This is a genomic window from Candidatus Pseudomonas phytovorans, from assembly GCA_029202525.1.
Taxonomy (GTDB): Bacteria; Pseudomonadota; Gammaproteobacteria; order Pseudomonadales; family Pseudomonadaceae; genus Aquipseudomonas; species Aquipseudomonas phytovorans.
This window is the reverse complement of the sequence record CP119325.1, coordinates 3,102,181-3,118,774: the sequence shown is the minus strand read 5'-3', so window position 1 is coordinate 3,118,774 and position 16,594 is coordinate 3,102,181. Positions and strand designations below refer to the sequence as shown.

General features: G+C 60.5%; 16 protein-coding genes and 1 pseudogene. 10 read left to right on the top strand and 7 right to left on the bottom strand.

Annotation, left to right across the window (positions count from 1 at the left end; genetic code table 11):
• Positions 1-14 precede the first annotated feature (14 nt).
• The 9 genes and pseudogenes from tssC to P0Y58_13965 all read left to right on the top strand — a co-directional run bounded on the left by tssC (position 15) and on the right by P0Y58_13965 (position 8,136).
• On the top strand, positions 15-1,505 hold the full coding sequence (gene tssC, locus P0Y58_14005) for a type VI secretion system contractile sheath large subunit (protein ID WEK28028.1): 1,491 nt from the start codon (positions 15-17) through the stop codon (positions 1,503-1,505).
• On the top strand, positions 1,502-1,912 hold the full coding sequence (gene tssE / locus P0Y58_14000) for a type VI secretion system baseplate subunit TssE (GenBank protein ID WEK28027.1): 411 nt from the start codon (positions 1,502-1,504) through the stop codon (positions 1,910-1,912). Before tssC ends, tssE begins: the two co-directional genes overlap by 4 nt.
• Before the next feature lie 3 nt (positions 1,913-1,915).
• Positions 1,916-2,876: pseudogene (locus P0Y58_13995) on the top strand (type VI secretion system baseplate subunit TssF).
• Entirely contained in the window at positions 2,840-3,856 is a 1,017-nt protein-coding gene (gene tssG / locus P0Y58_13990) for a type VI secretion system baseplate subunit TssG (protein WEK28026.1), read from the top strand. Before P0Y58_13995 ends, tssG begins: the two are co-directional and overlap by 37 nt.
• Complete coding sequence (locus tag P0Y58_13985) at positions 3,853-4,422, top strand: FHA domain-containing protein (protein ID WEK28025.1); 570 nt, start codon at positions 3,853-3,855, stop codon at positions 4,420-4,422. Before tssG ends, P0Y58_13985 begins: the two co-directional genes overlap by 4 nt.
• A complete protein-coding gene (gene tssJ / locus P0Y58_13980; GenBank protein WEK28024.1) occupies positions 4,419-5,225 on the top strand; it encodes a type VI secretion system lipoprotein TssJ in 807 nt (268 codons plus the stop codon). Before P0Y58_13985 ends, tssJ begins: the two co-directional genes overlap by 4 nt.
• A gap of 55 nt (positions 5,226-5,280) precedes the next feature.
• Positions 5,281-6,618, top strand: coding sequence for a type VI secretion system baseplate subunit TssK (gene tssK, locus P0Y58_13975; protein ID WEK33244.1), 1,338 nt, complete (start codon positions 5,281-5,283; stop codon positions 6,616-6,618).
• 1 nt (position 6,619) lies between these two features.
• Positions 6,620-7,489 (top strand): type IVB secretion system protein IcmH/DotU, encoded by an 870-nt coding sequence (gene icmH, locus P0Y58_13970; GenBank protein WEK33243.1) that lies wholly within the window; start codon positions 6,620-6,622, stop codon positions 7,487-7,489.
• 131 nt (positions 7,490-7,620) lie between these two features.
• Complete coding sequence (locus tag P0Y58_13965) at positions 7,621-8,136, top strand: Hcp family type VI secretion system effector (GenBank protein ID WEK33242.1); 516 nt, start codon at positions 7,621-7,623, stop codon at positions 8,134-8,136.
• 44 nt (positions 8,137-8,180) lie between these two features.
• On the opposite strand, the gene P0Y58_13960 is transcribed toward P0Y58_13965, so the two are convergent.
• Together P0Y58_13960 and P0Y58_13955 are read right to left on the bottom strand one after the other, a co-directional pair.
• Entirely contained in the window at positions 8,181-9,365 is a 1,185-nt protein-coding gene (locus P0Y58_13960) for a M20 family metallopeptidase (protein ID WEK33331.1), read from the bottom strand.
• A gap of 16 nt (positions 9,366-9,381) precedes the next feature.
• Positions 9,382-10,683, bottom strand: coding sequence for an MFS transporter (locus tag P0Y58_13955; GenBank protein WEK33241.1), 1,302 nt, complete (start codon positions 10,681-10,683; stop codon positions 9,382-9,384).
• Positions 10,684-11,056: 373 nt separating this feature from the next.
• Here P0Y58_13955 and P0Y58_13950 point away from each other — a divergent pair, with 373 nt between their 5' ends.
• Entirely contained in the window at positions 11,057-12,187 is a 1,131-nt protein-coding gene (locus P0Y58_13950) for a porin (GenBank protein WEK33240.1), read from the top strand.
• On the opposite strand, the gene P0Y58_13945 is transcribed toward P0Y58_13950, so the two are convergent.
• The 5 genes from P0Y58_13945 to P0Y58_13925 all read right to left on the bottom strand — a co-directional run bounded on the left by P0Y58_13945 (position 12,164) and on the right by P0Y58_13925 (position 16,537).
• The gene (locus tag P0Y58_13945) at positions 12,164-13,102 is read right to left on the bottom strand and encodes a LysR family transcriptional regulator (GenBank protein ID WEK33239.1); all 939 of its coding nucleotides are present in this window, start codon (positions 13,100-13,102) and stop codon (positions 12,164-12,166) included. The genes P0Y58_13950 and P0Y58_13945 overlap by 24 nt on opposite strands.
• Before the next feature lie 80 nt (positions 13,103-13,182).
• Positions 13,183-13,689, bottom strand: coding sequence for a peroxiredoxin (locus P0Y58_13940; GenBank protein WEK33238.1), 507 nt, complete (start codon positions 13,687-13,689; stop codon positions 13,183-13,185).
• Positions 13,690-13,777: 88 nt separating this feature from the next.
• On the bottom strand, positions 13,778-13,918 hold the full coding sequence (locus P0Y58_13935) for a hypothetical protein (protein ID WEK33237.1): 141 nt from the start codon (positions 13,916-13,918) through the stop codon (positions 13,778-13,780).
• 227 nt (positions 13,919-14,145) lie between these two features.
• A complete protein-coding gene (gene lipA, locus P0Y58_13930) occupies positions 14,146-15,138 on the bottom strand; it encodes a lipoyl synthase (protein WEK33236.1) in 993 nt (330 codons plus the stop codon).
• A gap of 145 nt (positions 15,139-15,283) precedes the next feature.
• Entirely contained in the window at positions 15,284-16,537 is a 1,254-nt protein-coding gene (locus tag P0Y58_13925; GenBank protein ID WEK33235.1) for a serine hydroxymethyltransferase, read from the bottom strand.
• Positions 16,538-16,594: the final 57 nt, after the last annotated feature.

Below are 16,594 nucleotides of genomic sequence, written 5' to 3'. Positions count from 1 at the left end.
AACGGAGCGCACCCATGCCTAAGCCAAGCAACCCCACCATCACCACAGATAAACCGACCGACACCTCGGGCAACGTTACCTTGCTCGATCAGATCATGGCAGAGACCAAACTGGTACCTGCTCAGGAGGGCTACCAGGTTGCCAGGCAGGGTGTATCTGCCTTCATCGCCGAAATCCTTAAGAACAACGACCCGGATCAACTGATCAACAAGCATCGGGCCGACCAGATGATTGCCGAAATCGACAGGGTACTCGGCAAACAGATGGATGCCATTTTGCATCAGTCTGAGTTCCAGCAGCTTGAATCATCATGGCGCAGCCTGAAACTTCTGGTCGAACGCACAGACTTCAGAGAAAACATAAAGCTCGAAGTCTTGCACACCAGTAAAGAAGACCTGCTCGACGACTTTGAAAATGCTGCAGACATCACCTGCAGCGGTATCTACAAACATGTTTACACCGCAGGTTATGGCCAGTTCGGCGGAGAGCCGATTGCGGCCATGGTCGGCAACTACAATTTCGGCCCTTCTTCCCCCGACATCAAACTGCTGAGTTACATGGCCTCCATAGGTGCCATGTCCCATGCGCCTTTTCTCGCCGCACCCGCCCCCGAGTTTTTCAATCTGAGCAGCTTCGAGGAGTTGCCCAACCTCAAGGAAATAAAAGACCTCTTCGCCGGCCCACGGCATGCCAAGTGGCGCGCGTTTCGTGAAAGCGAAGACGCCCGTCACGTCGCCCTGACAGGGCCGCGCTTCATGCTCCGCAGCGCTTACCACCCGCAGGAGCAGCCGATCGAAAGCTTCAATTACGACGAAAACATCGACGGGCAGCACGACAACTACCTGTGGGGCAATTCTGCCTTTCTGTTAGCCAGTTGCATCAACGACAGTTTCGCCCGCTACCGCTGGTGCCCGAACATCATCGGCCCCCAATCGGGCGGTGCCGTCGAAGACTTGCCGGTCCACCTGTACGAGTCCCTGGGCCAGTTGCAGGCCAAGATTCCTACCGAGGTGCTGATTTCCGACCGCAAGGAATTCGAGCTGGCCGAAGAGGGTTTCATTGCACTGACCATGCGCAAAGACAGCGACAACGCCGCGTTCTTCTCGGCCAACTCGGTGCAAAAGCCCAAGCACTTCCCCAAAACCCCCGAAGGCCTACAGGCACAAACCAACTACAAGCTCGGTACCCAGTTGCCCTACCTGTTCATCGTCAACCGGCTGGCCCATTACATCAAGGTGCTGCAGCGCGAGCAAATCGGCAGTTGGAAAGAGCGCCGCGACCTTGAGTCCGAGCTGAACAAATGGATCAAACAGTACGTCGCCGACCAGGAGAATCCGTCTGCCGACGTTCGCAGCCGTCGGCCACTGCGTGCCGCCAGTATTGAGGTCTCGGATGTTGCCGGCGACCCGGGCTGGTACCAGGTGTCGCTCGCCGTTCGCCCGCACTTCAAGTATATGGGCGCGAATTTCGAAATCTCCCTGGTCGGGCGGCTTGATACGCAATGAGTGGTCTTTTTGATCGCTTGATGCTGGATCAGTGCAGCAACCGGGAGGCCTCCCGGCGAGAGAGCGCTTCCCACAAGTTCGCCGCCATCAAGCGTCACCTCGAAACGCTGCTGAATGCCCGCCATGGGTGCTCCCAAAGCAGCCCTGAGCTGGGCCTGCGCGACTTCAACGGGCATGACGTGAACAGCGGCGACTTGCTTGTGCAAGTAAGCGCTGATATCCGCCGCACCCTCCAGCGCTTCGAGCCACGCATACAGGTTCGCACGCTCAACGCAGTGCCTGATACCCATGCCCCGCTGGAACTGCATTTCAAGCTGGATTGCCTGGTACAGGTCAACAACCACGCAGAGCAACTGCAACTCGAGCTGCTGGTCAACGGGCACAACCGCTACACCCGAGTGAGGTGACCGATGTCACTGAAAGACAGTTTCAGCGAAGAACTGCGTTACCTGCACGAACTGGGGAACGACTTTGCCAAGGACAACCCGCAACTCGCCCGTTTGCTTGGCAAAGGTGCCAGCGACCCCGATGTCGAACGCCTGATGGAAGCCTTCGCGTTTCTGACCGCCAAGCTACGGCTCAAGCTGGAGGATGATCTGCCAGAGCTGACCCATCCCATGCTGCAGTTACTGTGGCCGAATTACCTGCGGCCTCTGCCCAGCGCGACGATCATCCAGTTCAGCCCGGTCAGGCAATCCCTCAGCCAGTCACAATACATCCCGAAGGGGTCGAGGCTGTTCTCTAAACCGGTCGACGGCGTAGCCTGCGAGTTTCGCACCTGCACAGCGGTCAACGTTCATCCGTTCGAGATCGAGACGGTGGCCGCCACCCAGACACTCGACAGTTCCGTGGTCTGCATCGGCCTGCACACAGTGGTCGAGCGGCCGTTGAACAGCCTGGGCTGTACCAGCCTCGACTTTTACCTCAGCGGCGATACCGGCACCGCACGAACGCTTTACTTGTGGGTTTCTCAATACCTCATTGATATCCAACATGTCGCTCAACTACCTGTCCCTGCTCTCGGTAGAGCCGCTCAAAGCAGTGATCCGCGCCTACGATTTCATGGCCCTGCACGACATCCAGCAGGCCCGCACTACCCGTAAGCGCCTGGACGGTATACGCGATATCAACACACAGCCCATGGATTGGCTGTTCAAGGGGCAACCCATTCGCGGCCTGCACACCCGGCTGAAACTGGACCAGACCGCCTTCCTCTGCGAAGGCGACTTGTACCTGTTCAGCTGCGTGCTCGCCCACTTCTTCGCCTTGTACGCCAGCATCAATTCCTTCCATCAGCTGGAAGTGATCAATACGACCAATAACGAGCACTACATATGGCCAATACAGACCGGCAAGCAACCGCTGATCTAGCCGACAAACTGCTCGCCGAAGCGCACCAGTACAACTTCTTCCAGTTGCTGGAGCGACTGCACGGGCTGCATGGCGATGACCTGGAACCCCGCTGGCCAAACGAGGCCACCCGGCAGCGCGTGCGCCTGGCCTGCGACCCACGGCTGACCTTTCCCGTTTCAGACGTGTGCAAAGCCGAAAGAATGCCCGCTGAAGACGCGCGCTACCGCGTCGTTGCCACGTTCCTGGGGTTGCACGGCACCGATTCGCCATTGCCCACCTATTACCTGGAACAGGTGGCCTATGAACATGCGCAGGGCATTGGTGTACGACCGGCCTTCTTCGACTTTTTCAACCACTACCTGCTCAGCCTGTTGCACCGTATCTGGCGCAAGTACCGCTATTACATCCGTTTCCAGCCGGGCGCCAGTGACGGGTTTTCGCAGTACATGTTTGCCCTGCTGGGGCTTGACGACAAGCAGTTGCGAGGGGACACGGCGCTGCCCTGGAGCCGTCTGCTCAGTTTTGCCGGCGTGATCGCCAGCCGCAGCCGTGCGCCGGGTACTGTAGCCGGCATCATCGCGCACTGCTTCGACCTCAAGCATGTGCAGATCCGCGAGTTCGAGACGCGGTCAGTCGCGACTACGTCCAGGCAGCTTACACACTTGGGACATACCAACGGCCAACTGGGCAGCTCGTTCATGGTTGGCAACCGCACGCGCACCCGCAGCAGCAAATTCACCATCGTGATCAGCGAACTCGACCAGACGCAACTGCGGGACTTGCTGCCCAGCGGCATCAACTTCGGCCGTTTGCGTGCACTGATCGACTTTCTGCTGCGTGACGGGCTGGCATACGACCTGGAGCTGCGTCTGATGCAGAACGCGTTGTCGCCCTTCTGTTTGCACCGCAGCCAGGGTGCTTACCTGGGCTGGACCAGCTTTGTCGATGACCGACATGGCCAGATCAGCCCGGTTGTGCGCTTCCGGGGGCGCTCATGAGCACAGTGACCTTGAGCATCAGCAATCTCGACCAATTGCAGCATGACGTGAATGCCCGGCACCGGTTCGACCACAAGGGCGGCACTATCGGCAGCGGGCGGGCAACCTGGCGGATCAATGACCGTGATGAGGCCATTGCGCCCATCCACTGTGAAATCCGCTGGATCGAAGGCAGTTTTTGCGTAATCGACCACTGCCATCGCACCTACATGAATGACAGTTCCACCAGCCTGGGATCGCTGCCACCCAGGCGTCTGGTTGATGGTGACCAGCTTTGCATCGGCGCCTATCGGCTACAGGTTCGGCACGCCCAGGATCTTGCCGGCACACACTCGCTGGCGGGCCTGTTCAATCCTGAGTGCAGGACGCTCGACAGCCTGATAGCCGAAGAGCCTGCCACCCCTTGGCGGGTAAGGCCATGTGCTCCCCAGGCAGCCGTCGAGATCTGCTCGGTCTTCAAAGCAGCCATGGGCAATGACCCGCTGGCGGCACTGGACGCAGCGGCTGATGCAGGGGCACCCGCTGCAAGCCCCTTGCAAAGCCTGATTGCAGGAGAACGCCCATGACGCGTCATTCATTACTGATTGCGCCTTTGCTACTTGCGGTAGTCGGGCTCGCCGGCTGCACCGCTTTGAGCCGAATGAGCCAGGTAGCCGTGGACCACTCGTTGCCTATCGGGCCGCCCAAGGATCACCCGACCGAGGTCGGGTTCAGCATCAATGCCAGCCCGACGCTCAATGGTAATCCGAACAGCCTTGACCTAGCAGCCGAACAGGATCGTGCCCTGGAGCCCAGCCCCTATGCTGTGTCCCTGAGTGCCAGCGATCCCTATGCACTCACCGAAAAAATCGGGGCCCTGTTCGAATACCTGCAAGCGCAGTTTCCTGCCATGTCCCCTGTCGAGATGGACGAGGAGGACGAGGAGGACGAAAGCGACCCGGCTCGCTCGCCCCTGGAAGAAAGCGCCCCTGGCAGCTACGACGACCCTGCCGTGGCGTTGATCCTGCCGCGCACCACAACCCCTGGCTCAGAAGCGGTCGCCACACCCATTGCCATCACGATCCTGCAACTGCGTGACGACTCACTGGTGCGCAACACCGTGTACCAACTGCTCGATCAGGACCCGGCCAAGGCACTGCGCAGTACCTATATCCGCAGTGACAACTACCTGCTGCACCCTGGCCAGTTCAAGTACATCCCATTCGAGCCCATCCACGCCGAAACCCGCTTCGTTGCGGTGCTTGCCGACTACCGAGGCCATGAAAACGCCAGTTGGCGGCAAGTACTGCGCATTCCGCCGCGTGGCCGCCAGATCATGCTGTCGGTGCTGGTCAACGACACGCACATCGTGCTCAAGGAAGAAGACTGATGGCGCATAAACACCCTTTGCCCTTTCTGCTTACTCACGCTGACACGGAGCGCCCATGAGTTCACGAAATCCCGTTCTCTGGCCCGAAGGCCTGTTCGTCAAACCACAACATTTCCAGCAGGCGGCGAGAGCCAGCGAAGCAGCCCTGCACCAGCGCCTCGCCAGCCTCAATGCATCTTTCTACGGCTTCAGCGAACTTCAGTTGAACGACGAGTACCTGAGCCTGGGCAAGATCGCGATCACCCGGGCGCGGGGCGTGATGCCGGACGGCACGGTGTTCGACATCCCCGCCGACCTGCCACCACCGCCGCCGCTGGAAATCGACGACGACGCTTGCAAAGACAGCGAGGTGTATCTGTGCCTGCCGCTACGTACCGATGGCGGCCGCGAAGTGAGCTGGCCGGACAATGTCGCCAACTTCCGCTACACCGCCCAGACACAGGAAATCAAAGATACCCACACCGCTGACGGTGATCTGGTACAGGTAGACCTTGCCGTACCCAACCTGCAGCTCAAACGCAAGGCCGAAGACAGCAGCGCCTATACCCGCCTGGCCCTGGCACGAATCCTGGAGCGGCGGCCCGACGGCAGCCTGCAACTGGACGATACGTTCTACCCCACCAGCGTTTCGGTGCGCGCGGTGCCGGCCCTTCAGCGGTTCCTTGACGAAATAACCAACACCCTGCGCGAGCGGGCGCGTGGTCTTGCCTCACGCATTGGTGCCTCCGGTCAGTCCGGTATCGCCGACATTCGCGACTTCAACATGCTGCAGGCCATGAACCGTTGGTGGCCGTGCTTCCAGCACCTTGCCAGGCAAGCGCAAACGCACCCCGAGCAGCTGTACCTGTGCATGAGTCAGGCCTGTGGAGAGTTCGTCACCTTCACCGACCAGAACAGGCTGCCGCAAGAGTACCCCGCGTACCACCACACCGCGTTGCGCACCTCTTTCAAACCGCTGGAAGACACCTTGCGCCGGTCTCTGAGCACCGTCCTGCGGCCACGCGCTGTTTCACTGCCGCTGGAAAGCGAGCACTTCGGCGTGATGACCACCACGCTGAAAGACCGCCGGCTGATCGACGAAGCCGACTTCATCATCGCCGTACGCGCCGACCTGCCAGCGCAGGCGTTAGGCCACATGTTCATCCAGAAAGCCAAGATCACCTCACTTGAGTCACTGAACGACCTGGTACCGCTGCAGTTGCCGGGCATCCCTCTGCTGCCATTGCCGGTGGCACCCCGCGACCTGCCCTTCCACGCGGGCTTCAGCTACTTCGAGCTGGACCGGCGCGACCCGTCATGGGCCTGCATGGTCAAGGCCAATGGTTTCGGCATCCACATTGCGGGCGATTTCCCCGGGCTTGAACTGCAGTTCTGGGCGATCAGGAGTGAATGACATGGGAAAAAACAACAATACGCCCCTCGATGAAAAAACCACTGAAGTCAAGCCGCTTGACTCAACCCTTAAAAAGCCAGTGGCCCAGGCCCAGGCCGCGGCAACCAGTACGCAAACATCTCCGGAAAGGCCTGAGCCAGAACCCGTTTCAGAAGGTTACCCCGCCGACCCGGAGTTCCAACTGCGGGGCGCCTTCGCCAACCTGATGCTGGATGCCGCATGGCCTCTGTTCGGCTTGGTCATACGCCTGCGTACGCTGGACGAACTGCCAAACATCAAGGATGTGCACCAGCAGGTACGCAACCAGATCGACAACATTCAGGAAGAGATGCGCCAGCACGGTTACGAGCCCGCGCAGATGCTGGCGTACTCCTACGGCCTGTGCCTGCTGATAGACGAGGCCGTCATGGAACGGCCTTGGGGCAAGAGCAGTTGCTGGAGCCAGGAACCGCTGCTGAGCATCTTCCACGACGAAACCTGGGGTGGGGAAAAAATCTTCACGGTGATCACGCGCCTGATGCAGGAGCCCAAGCGCTATCAGGACGTTCTGGAGTTCATGTACTACGCACTCTGCCTTGGGCTGCAGGGCAAGTACGCGCTCGCGCCAAAAGGCGAAGAAACGCTCAATGCCCTCATTCACCAACTGCACAGGATCATCCGCGAACTACGCGGCCCAGCGCCAGATGATTTGTGCGATCCCTACACCAACGTGGCCCCGCGCAACTTCCGCATGAACCGGCAATGGCCCTGGTGGAGCCCCTTGGTGATTTCAGCCATTGCCATGGCGGTGGCTTACGGCATCTACAGCTATCGCCTGCACCTGATTACCACCGAGGTGCTGGAGTCGCTCAACCGCATCCTGCAGCAGTAGGCGGCCGCCAAGAGGGCAAGCGAATTCAACGAATTAGCGAGGCTTCTGCCTCGCTGACAAGCCCATCGTTTCCGATGGCCACGCCACCTGTGGTGCGCGTGTCAATCCACATGGACGCAGGAGAAACTGCCATGCCAACACCCGCTTACATCAAGATCCAAGGCAAGACCCAAGGCAACATAACCGCTGGGGCATTCACCGCTGACTCTGTCGGGAACGTTTTCCAGCAAGGCCACGAGGATGAAATTCTGGTTCAGGAGATCAAGCATGAAGTGACCACGCCAACTGATCCACAGAATGGTCAACCCAGCGGTCAGCGCGTACACAAACCGTTCAAGTTCACAAGTTCACTCAATAAGGCGACGCCGCTGATGTATCAAGCGCTGGTCACAGGCGAAATGCTGCCGATCGTCGAAGTCAGTTGGTACCGAACCTCCACGGAAGGCAGACAAGAGCATTTCTTCAATACCACCCTTGAAGACGCAACAATCGTCAGCATCACTACCGTCCTCCCACACGTTCAAGACAAGGTGAACGAAAACTATACACAGCTCGTCGAGGTTGCTCTGACCTACAGGAAGATCGTCTGGGAGCACACTGTAGCCGGAACCGGTGGCTCTGATGATTGGCGCACACCAGTCGCCTGATAGTTATGAATGTTCCGGGCAGGTTTACCTGCCTGGACTTTGTGTCACCGCAGGCAGTCCTGAACCCACTTCACCCAACAGTCGGCGCCAATCTTCACCAGCGCATCATTGAAATCGTAGTGAGGGTTATGCACCGAGCAGCCATGGAACTCACCCGTGCCATTACCCAGCATGAAGTAACAGCCAGGCCGTGCCTGCAGCATGTAGGCAAAGTCCTCGGTACCCATGACCTTCCTGGGCATTTTGTCCAGCAGCGCACCGTCGGCAAACAACGGCCTCAGGCTTTCACGCAGCAACGCGCTTTCGTGATCACTGTTGCACAACGCGGGCGCCAACTGGGTGAATTGCACCTCGATCTCCACGCCAAAGCTTTCCGCGTGGCCCCTGGCCAGGTCGTCAATGCGGCGGTTGATCTTGTGCTGGGTCTCGGCCGTGTCGGTGCGCACGCTCAGCAGCATGCAGGCCTCGTCAGGGATGATGTTGTACACGGTGCCGGCCTGGATCATGCCGATGCTGATGACGGCATATTCCTCGACGCTCAGGTTGCGCGACTTGATGGTCTGGATGCCACTGATCAGGCTGTTCAACGCCATCACCGGGTCTACCGACAGCTCCGGCATCGCCCCGTGCCCGCCTTTGCCGGTGATACGAATGCTGACGCGTTCGGAGGACGCCATGGTGGGCCCGGCCTGCACCACGCAGGTACCCACCGGCATGCCGGGCATGTTGTGCAGCGCGTACACCGAGTCACAGGGGAAACGCTCGAACAGGCCGTCGTCGATCATCGCCTTGGCCCCGGCCAGGCCCTCTTCGTCCGGCTGGAAGATCACGTTCAAGGTGCCGTTGAAACTGCGTGTGGCCGCCAGTTGCGCAGCGGCTGCCAGCAGGATGGCGGTATGCCCGTCATGGCCACAGGCATGCATGCGGCCGGGGATCTTGCTGGCATGCGCGAAGGGGTTTTTCTCGCTCATGGGCAATGCGTCCATGTCCGCTCGCAGGCCGATGCTGCGCGGGCTGTCGCCCACTCGCAACACCCCGACCACGCCATGCCCGCCTACGTTGCGGTGCACTTCATATCCCCAGGCCTGCAGCTTGTCGGCCACCAGCGCGGCCGTGTCGGGGGTGTCGCCACCCAGCTCCGGCGCGGCGTGAATCTGCCGGCGAATCACGACGAACTCATCCAGCCCCGCTGCCGGGGGCTGAGGTTGATTGCTTTGGAAATTAGCCATGTTCAAAGTACCCATGTCACTCGCATCCTTTGTTTTCGGGGAAGTATTTAAGGCAAACCAGGCTGACCACACCGCCGGCCAACAGGAAGTAGGCCGGCGCCAACGGGGTGCCGAGCGCCGCGATCAGCCAGGTCGCCACCAGCGGCGAGAACCCGCCGAAGATCGTCACCCCCAGGCTGTAGCTGACCGAGGTGCCGAACGAGCGCCGTGTTTTCGGGAAGCCCTCCATGATCAGCGCAAAGAACGCACCGGCACCGATGCAGGTCGGCAGGATCAGGACCGCCACGCACATCATGGCCAGGCCCATGTGCTGCACCTGCCCAAGCAGGTAGAACACCGGCAGTGTCAGCACCACCGGCATGGCAACCGTCCACCCCAGCAGGCGCTTTCTGAGCTGATACTTGTCGGCAAACTTGCCCGCCAACGGGCAGATGACCGCCATGCAGCCGCTGCTGATACAGGCAATTGCCATCGCGCTGCCTGGCGGGTAATGCAATGCCGTGGTCAGGTAGGTAGGCATGTAGAACACAAACAGGTACATGCCAATGGTCGAGCTGGCCATCAGGCCGATGCCTTGAGCGATGCGTTTGAGCAGTTCTGCATCCAGCACCTGTTCGGCCTTGTGCGCCGGGGCGGCCTCGTGGGTTTCGGGCAACCGCGTGCGGATGTACCAGCCGACCGGGCCGATCAGCAGGCCAAAGATGAACGGTATCCGCCACCCCCAGCTTTCCAGGGCCGCGGGGTCGAGCAACTGGCTGAGGGCGAAGCCAAAGCCGGCCCCCACCAATGCGGCGTACCCCTGACTGGCGGCTTGCCAGCTGACGTTCTGGCAACGGTTGCCAACCGCACTGGACTCCATCAGGAACACCGACGCGGTACCCACCTCCCCGCCTGCCGACATGCCCTGGATGAGCCTGCCCACCACCAGCAGCAGCGTGGCAAAAATGCCGATCTGCGAGTAAGTGGGCGCAAAAGCGATCAGCGCAGTGCCCAAGGTCATCAACCCGATGGTCAGGCTCAATGCCGCCTTGCGCCCGCGCCGGTCGGCATAGCGGCCGATGACCATCGCCCCGACCGGGCGCATCAGGAAGCCGACGCCAAAGGTGGCCAGCGACATCAACAACGAAGCCATTGCCGACTCGGAGGGGAAGAAATGCCTGCCGATCAGCACAGCGAAGAAGCTGTAGATCGTGAAGTCGTACATTTCCAGCGCATTGCCCAACGAGCAGGCGATCAGGGTTTTGCGTGAGGACGATGCCTGCGCGGCGGAATGCGCGCCCGTCTGCATGAGGGGCGGTGCGGGTAGCGGTCTGGTCATTGTTATCTCCGATGGCAATTCGCGGCGTGCAGCGAATATCGGCCAATCGGGCACCCAACACACTTGCAGTTTCGGCATAGGGTTAACTAATGGTTTATTGACCGGACCGGTCGTTGACCAATTTGCCCTAAGGTGGCGCACAGATTGCCTTGCTGCTTTGCGCTGCCCCGATAGTGCTCACTCAACCGGGCATCAAGCGCGGTTTTGCAGTGTGTACGAAGCCTGTCTAAAACAGACGTTGTCGCCAAACGTCACGCCCCGCCAACCCTCAATTAACCAAACGGCATGACGTGGCCGAATAAGCAATCACGCTGCAACCTGCTGTTCACCGACGCTACAGCCACCACATCACTGTGCTGGCCTGGAGTCGTGAATGAACACTCGCACTACGTCGTTGCTGTTGATGATCCACGGGGCAAGCCTTGCCGTGCAGGCACAGGCCGAAGGCTTTCCGACACTCAGCCGGATTGCGCCGGGTTTTGGTTATTACGGGGTGGATTACGGTTTCGATGACAAGCTCAAGGTGTACGGCACTGTGGATGCATTCGCCAGCTATCACGACTCGCAGCACCACTCGGGCTTTCGCCTGGCGGGCGGCGGCGCATGGACCAACAAGGTCGGGTTGTACGCCCGCAAGGGGCTGAACCCCGACACCGTGCTGGAGCTCGATGTCGAGGAAGGCTTCAACGTCAATGGCAAAGCCCTGGAGGGGACATGGGACACCATTGGCACCCTGCGCCTGGCAACGGTTGCCCTGCGCTCGCGAACCCTGGGCAAGCTTGAGTTCGGCAAGACCTACAGCATGGGCACGCCTACCTACGCCGACCCGTTCCTGGCCACCTACGGCTCACCCTACACCTACCTGGCCCTGCCTGCCGCCGGCAAGGGCGCCTTTTACCTGGACCTGCGCCCCAAGCACACCCTGGCCTACACCAGCCCGAACCTGAACGGCTTCAGCATTGGCACCGCGCTAAGCTTCGGCTTCGACGATGCCGCAAGCCAGGGGCGCACCGTGCGGGGTGGTGGCGCCAGGCTGCAGTACCGCAACAGCCGGGTGATGCTGCTGGCCTCCTACAACCTGTACTACAGCGACCCATGGGACGACGCTGGCAGCTCACGGCAGACCGCCAACTACTACAAGAGCCTGTCGGCGTTCTACGATTTCGGCCCGCTGGCCACCAGCCTGACCTGGCAACGCCAGGACGTGGACCAGGCCGGCACACCCAGTACCACGTTGTACACCTTCGGGGTCATGGCGCCGGTCGGTGAGCTGGATGTACTGCGCCTGGCCGTGATGCAGCGCCAGGTCACCGCCCGAGACAAAGACGCAGCCGGGGTGATGATCGGCTATGACCATTTCATCACCCCGCGCTGGGCCGTCTATGGGCGGCTCGGCTTCATCGTCAACCAGCGTGCGTCGTCGGTCACCTACGCCGGCACCCCGGTGGAGCAGGTTGGCGATAACCCGAGCAATGTCTCACTAGGCATGTACTACCACTTCTGACGCCAGTGGGCGGGTTTGCCTGAGCACCTGCCCGCGCAAGCTGTGGAACAGCTCCTGGGCAGGCGCAGTAAGGCTGTGGCGGTCGATGCAGACCAGGTTGATGGGGTAGTCCGGAATCAGCTCCTGCACCGCCATGGCCACGTACTCGCAATCCACGCCAAAGCTGAACCCCTGGTCCACCGCCAGCTCACTGATGGTCATCAACGATTCGGTGTTCTTCAGCAGTTTGAGCGCCATCATCACCGAGGTGCATTCAACGGTGTTCTGCGGTACCTGAAGGCCGTTGACCTCAAACAGCTGGTGAAACTGCGAAGCCTGATCGGCCAGCTCATCCAGGCTGATCCAGTGGCCGTACTGCAAGGTGCGCAGAGACTTGGAAAACTTTTGCGCGTTCGACGCGTGGCAGATCACCCGGCCCTTGATACTGCCCAGCGCCTCCCAGTCCAGGCTCAGCCGGCTCAGCGGTTGCTGCGAGGTAATGGCAAAGTCCAGGCTGCCGTCGCGCAGGCGCTGCAGGATCTGGCTGGGACGCAAGTCGGTGATGGTGATCTTCACCCGCGGGTACTTGCGCCGAAAGGCCAGGATGCTCTCATCGACGCCGTCGAGCATCGCTGTCAGCGAGGTAACCCCGATCGACACCGCCCCCAGCGCGGCATCCTGAATGCTCGCGGCTTCGATCTGCAGGCGGCGGATGCTCTCCACCACGAGGTTGGCGTGGCGGATGACGCGCTTGCCTTCTTCGGTCAGCGCCATGCCTTTGTGCGAGCGCTGCAACAGGCTGAAGCCGACTTCCCGTTCCAGGTCCTTGATCGAACGGCTCAGCGCAGGCTGAGTAATGTGCATGAGCTTGGAGGCTTCAAGGATGCTGCCTGCGTTATGGATGGCGACCAGCGCTTTGAGTTGGTGAAGTTTCAACCGTCTTTACCTTGTTGTTATCGGGTCGGTTCGAACCATGCTTCGGCAACCCTGACAGTCACGACTGAAGGGCCTGGCGGCTAAAGCTGACGCAACGTAGCCAGCACGCTCACCGCATCACTGACCTCGAACTTGCCAGGCGCCTCGACAGCAACATGTTTGACTACCAGGTCGTCAACGACCATGGCGTAACGCAGCGAACGGCGCCCCAATCCACGCGCCGACAGGTCCTGGATCAGGCCCAGTACGTCGCTGAACTCACCGTTGCCATCGCCGATCATCCTGACCGCTTCGCCCACCTGCAGGCTGTTGCCCCAGGCATTCATGACAAAGGCATCGTTCACCGAAACGCAGAGAATTTCGTCAACGCCAGCGGCGAACAACGCTTGCGCCGCCGCAACATAACCTGGGACATGGCGTTCGGAGCAGGTAGGCGTGAACGCGCCAGGCAAACCGAAAATCACCACTTTTTTCTGCTTGCAGCGCTCATGAATGGAAAAGGCACTGGGGCCGATTGCGCAGGCGCCTTCGTCGTTGTTGTACTCGTACAGCGTAACGTCGGGCAGTTGGTCGCCAGTTCTGATCATCATTGTCTCCTGGGTGCGTTGATGGCCGGGCACGCCATGATGCCGCAGTCCACCAAGCCAGGTACACCATGCCTGCCGCAACGCCCGTTCAACGCGCCAATATCGCCTGGGTATGGTCGATGGAAGGAACAGGCACCAGCACACGCCGAGCCGCGAGCCATTCCCGCATGCGCGCGGTATCGAAAATCTGCCCCTCTTCCATCATCACCAGGATGAGCGCTTGAGACATTCGGTAACACCCACACTGGGAACAATGCCGCTCTTCCCATCCATGGGTGCATTCGACGGATTGCGCCTGCCCTGCGCAAATCAGACAACTCATGTAAGCCCCCTTTTGTTTTTGTCCATGGAGGGTGAATGCAAGGTTACGAAAATCGTATGCCAAGTGCTGCACATGAGATTTTCATGCCAACTTTGAGTTACCTCCATGTTTAAAGCGAAAACGGGGCACAGCGCTCAACCGGCAACGACACGTTGCACAAACTGCACCTGCCGGTCAGCCTGGTAGGACGAACGCACCAGTGGCCCGGATGCCACGTTCCTGAATCCCATTGCCAAACCCTGCTCGGCAAACCAGGCGAAGGTGTCCGGGTGTACGAAACGCTGCACCGGCAGATGACTGCGCGAAGGCTGTAAGTACTGTCCCAACGTCAGCATGTCGACCTGATGCTCACGCATGCGCTGCATCACCTCGATCACTTCCACATCGGTTTCGCCCAGGCCTAGCATTAGCCCGGACTTGGTCGGTACCCTCGGTACCTGCTGCTTGAAGCGCTCCAGCAGGTCTAGTGACCACTCGAAGTCCGAGCCAGGCCGCGCCGCCTTGTAGAGGCGCGGCACGGTTTCGAGGTTGTGGTTGAACACGTCTGGCGGCTCCTGCGCGGTAATGGCCAGTGCCACATCCATGCGCCCGCGGTAATCGGGCACCAGGGTTTCCAGCTGAATACCCGGCGACAGCCTGCGGATCTCGCGCAGGCAATCGGCAAAATGCCCGGCGCCGCCATCGCGCAGGTCGTCACGGTCCACCGAAGTAATCACTACGTACTTCAGGCCCAGGTCTGCGATGGCGATGGCCAGGTTGTTTGGCTCGTCGACATCCAGCGGCCTGGGCCGACCATGGCCGACGTCGCAGAACGGGCACCGCCGGGTGCAGATGTCGCCCATGATCATGAACGTCGCCGTGCCGCCAGAGAAGCACTCGCCCAGGTTCGGGCAGGCAGCTTCCTCACACACGCTGTGCAGCTTGTGCTTGCGCAACAGCGCCTTGATCCGCGCTACCTCGGGCGTGGTAGGAATCGCCACGCGGATCCAGTCGGGCTTGCGTGGCACATCCTCGGTGGGCAGGATTTTTACCGGGATACGCGCCACCTTCTCGGCGCCGCGCAGTTTCACCCCGGCCTGCAAAGGCTGCGGTCGCGGTGGTGTTTGGTGCAGTTGTTCGGTTGACATGGCTGGCTCCTGGCTCTGCGCTGATATTGACCGACAGCATCACGGGGGCTTGCCCGCTCCCACAGGAGTTGCGCAATACCTGAGTCCAGCGCAGCACCTGTGGGAGCGGGCAAGCCCGCGAAGGGCCGCAGAGCGGCCCCATTGGCTAGGCGGAATAGACCGGGAACAGCTTGCACAACTCAGAGACCTGGCTCGCCACATGGGCCTCAACGTCAGCATCACCGAGGTGGTCAAGAATGTCGCAGATCCAGCTCGCCAGGGCGCGGCACTGCGCTTGCTTGAAACCACGGGTCGTCACCGCCGGGGTGCCGATGCGCAGGCCCGAGGTCACGAACGGCGATTGCGGGTCATTGGGCACGGTGTTCTTGTTCACCGTGATGTGCGCACGTCCCAGCGCGGCGTCGGCGTCCTTGCCGGTAATACCCTGGCGGATCAGGCTGACCAGGAACAGGTGGTTGTCGGTGCCACCTGAAACCACGTCGAAGCCCCGCTGCATGAACACCTGAGCCATGGCCTGGGCATTGCTGATGACCTGGCGCTGGTAGTCCTTGAAGCCTGGCTCCAAAGCCTCCTTGAGGCACACCGCCTTGGCGGCGATCACGTGCATCAGCGGCCCGCCCTGCCCGCCTGGGAACACCGCCGAATTGAGCTTTTTCTCAAGCTCCGGGTCCGCTTTGGCCAGAATCAGGCCACCACGTGGCCCACGCAGGGTCTTGTGAGTAGTGGTGGTGACCACGTCGGCATACGGCAGCGGGTTGGGATACAGGCCCGCCGCCACCAGCCCGGCGACGTGGGCCATGTCGACGAACAGATAGGCCCCGACCTTGTCGGCGATATGCCGAAAACGCGGGAAGTCGAGGGTTTTCGAGTAGGCCGAGAAGCCCGCCACGATCATCTTCGGCTGGTGCTCGACGGCCAGGCGCTCGACTTCGTCGTAGTCGATCAGGCCGTTGCCGTCGATGCCATATTGCACAGCGTTGTACAGTTTGCCCGAGGACGACACCTTGGCACCGTGGGTCAAGTGGCCGCCGTGAGCCAGGCTCATGCCCAGCAGGGTGTCTCCGGCTTGCAGCAAGGCCAGGTAGACCGCAGCGTTGGCCTGGGAGCCAGAATGCGGCTGGACGTTGGCATAACCTGCGCCGAACAGTTGCCTGGCACGGTCGATGGCCAACTGTTCGACCACGTCGACATGCTCGCAGCCACCGTAATAACGCTTGCCTGGATAGCCTTCGGCGTACTTGTTGGTCAGTTCGGTACCTTGGGCCTGCATCACCTGCGGGCTGGTGTAGTTTTCCGAGGCGATCAGCTCGATGTGGTCTTCCTGACGTTGCACTTCGCGGCGAATGGCGTCGAACAGCGCAGGGTCGAAATCGGACAGGGTCAGGCTTTTATGGAACATGGGTGTGATTCCTTGATTGTTCGGTCGGCAAATATGGCCCGGAGCGGCTCCGGGCCT

Coding starts and splice junctions, on each gene's coding strand:
- tssC (WEK28028.1), top strand. CDS start 15: ATGCCTAAGCCAAGCAACCCCACCATCACCACAGATAAACCGACCGAC.
- tssE (WEK28027.1), top strand. CDS start 1,502: ATGAGTGGTCTTTTTGATCGCTTGATGCTGGATCAGTGCAGCAACCGG.
- tssG (WEK28026.1), top strand. CDS start 2,840: ATGGCCAATACAGACCGGCAAGCAACCGCTGATCTAGCCGACAAACTG.
- P0Y58_13985 (WEK28025.1), top strand. CDS start 3,853: ATGAGCACAGTGACCTTGAGCATCAGCAATCTCGACCAATTGCAGCAT.
- tssJ (WEK28024.1), top strand. CDS start 4,419: ATGACGCGTCATTCATTACTGATTGCGCCTTTGCTACTTGCGGTAGTC.
- tssK (WEK33244.1), top strand. CDS start 5,281: ATGAGTTCACGAAATCCCGTTCTCTGGCCCGAAGGCCTGTTCGTCAAA.
- icmH (WEK33243.1), top strand. CDS start 6,620: ATGGGAAAAAACAACAATACGCCCCTCGATGAAAAAACCACTGAAGTC.
- P0Y58_13965 (WEK33242.1), top strand. CDS start 7,621: ATGCCAACACCCGCTTACATCAAGATCCAAGGCAAGACCCAAGGCAAC.
- P0Y58_13960 (WEK33331.1), bottom strand. CDS start 9,365: ATGGCTAATTTCCAAAGCAATCAACCTCAGCCCCCGGCAGCGGGGCTG.
- P0Y58_13955 (WEK33241.1), bottom strand. CDS start 10,683: ATGACCAGACCGCTACCCGCACCGCCCCTCATGCAGACGGGCGCGCAT.
- P0Y58_13950 (WEK33240.1), top strand. CDS start 11,057: ATGAACACTCGCACTACGTCGTTGCTGTTGATGATCCACGGGGCAAGC.
- P0Y58_13940 (WEK33238.1), bottom strand. CDS start 13,689: ATGATCAGAACTGGCGACCAACTGCCCGACGTTACGCTGTACGAGTAC.
- P0Y58_13935 (WEK33237.1), bottom strand. CDS start 13,918: ATGTCTCAAGCGCTCATCCTGGTGATGATGGAAGAGGGGCAGATTTTC.
- lipA (WEK33236.1), bottom strand. CDS start 15,138: ATGTCAACCGAACAACTGCACCAAACACCACCGCGACCGCAGCCTTTG.
- P0Y58_13925 (WEK33235.1), bottom strand. CDS start 16,537: ATGTTCCATAAAAGCCTGACCCTGTCCGATTTCGACCCTGCGCTGTTC.